This is a genomic window from Arthrobacter mobilis (assembly GCF_012395835.1).
In the GTDB taxonomy this organism is placed as follows: domain Bacteria; phylum Actinomycetota; class Actinomycetes; order Actinomycetales; family Micrococcaceae; genus Crystallibacter; species Crystallibacter mobilis.
Genome location: NZ_JAAZSQ010000017.1, coordinates 95,412 through 96,613, shown reverse-complemented (window position 1 = coordinate 96,613; position 1,202 = coordinate 95,412). Strand labels below are relative to the sequence as shown.

The 1,202-nt window shown below is 64.1% G+C and carries 1 protein-coding gene; it reads left to right on the top strand.

The genetic code is table 11. The annotated features are described in order from the left end of the window. Positions 1-215: 215 nt before the first annotated feature. Positions 216-956, top strand: coding sequence for an Abi family protein (locus HGG74_RS15665; RefSeq protein WP_168487840.1), 741 nt, complete (start codon positions 216-218; stop codon positions 954-956). Positions 957-1,202: the final 246 nt, after the last annotated feature.

Here is a 1,202-nt window from a genome sequence, read left to right as displayed (position 1 = left end):
GTGAAGCGCTACCTCGCCCGACGGATCTACCGCACACTCAACGCCAGCAGTCCCCGGCCATTGCTACGTTGACAACCATAGAAGAGTCAATAACAGCGCATATGTCGGGGGTGCGGGGATGTTAACGAAAAACCCCGGCCGCTTCATGGCTCTTGTCCAGAGAGGCGGTTCCGGGGACTTCTCCTATACTCTAGCGCAGTGGATGGCACAGAACAATGAGCGCAGGCACCGATTGGACCAGCGGGGCGCACAGCCGTGCACTGGACAAGGCAATCACCCCGGTCCGGATGTCCACTTACCTGGCGGGTGCGGGATATGATCCCGTTTTGGCCCGGCGGCTCTACGTATGGGACCGCGATGTGTCGGTGGCGCTTCTGGCGGACATCGCCATCCTCGAAGTGGCACTGCGAAACGCCCTGAATGACCGGCTGACTTCCACCTACGGCCCGGAATGGTACCGGCTGGACATAGGACTCGACGGCAGATCCAGAGACACCCTCTCCCGGGCATGGGCCGAACTGCCCCAGGGGCGAAAGACCCCCGGCCACCTGGTTGCACGGCTCATGTTCGGTTTCTGGAGGGATCTGCTCAGTGCCGGCGGCTTCGTCGGCAAGGAACCCCAGCGGTTCCCCACGGATTATGAATCCCTCTGGCGGACAACACTGCATAAGGCCTTCCCCGGTGGACGCGCCATTGCCTCGGCAGAAGGATCCCACTTCACGCGAAGCTGGACGCTGGACACCGTCGCCATCGTGCACGCGGTGCGCAACCGTGCCGCACACCACGAACCCTTCATCTCCGGTTTCCCCCTGCCCGGCCAGCAGATCAGGCTCAGTGCCCGGCATGGACACGAGGCGTGCTCAAAACTGGCGGCACTGCTGGACCGCGACCTGGCATCGTGGCTCGCAGGCAATTCCTCCGTGCCACAGATCCTGGCGGCCCGGCCGCGGAACTGAGCCGGCTGTGCATATGAACGAAGGCGCTCTTCCCGCACCGTTGGCAGCGCACATGACTGCAGCCGGTCCTGCCGCCGGGTTCCCGGGCCGGGCCGGCAGGTGGCCTGAAGCCGGAGCGGGACACGTGGTGCACTGCAGGTACCGCCTGACGATTCCGGCGGCGGGAATACCTTGGGGCCGTGTATGGTTTGAGCGGCTGGAACCGGACACCCAATGGCCGGCTCACCCAACCCTGAGGAGTTTGAC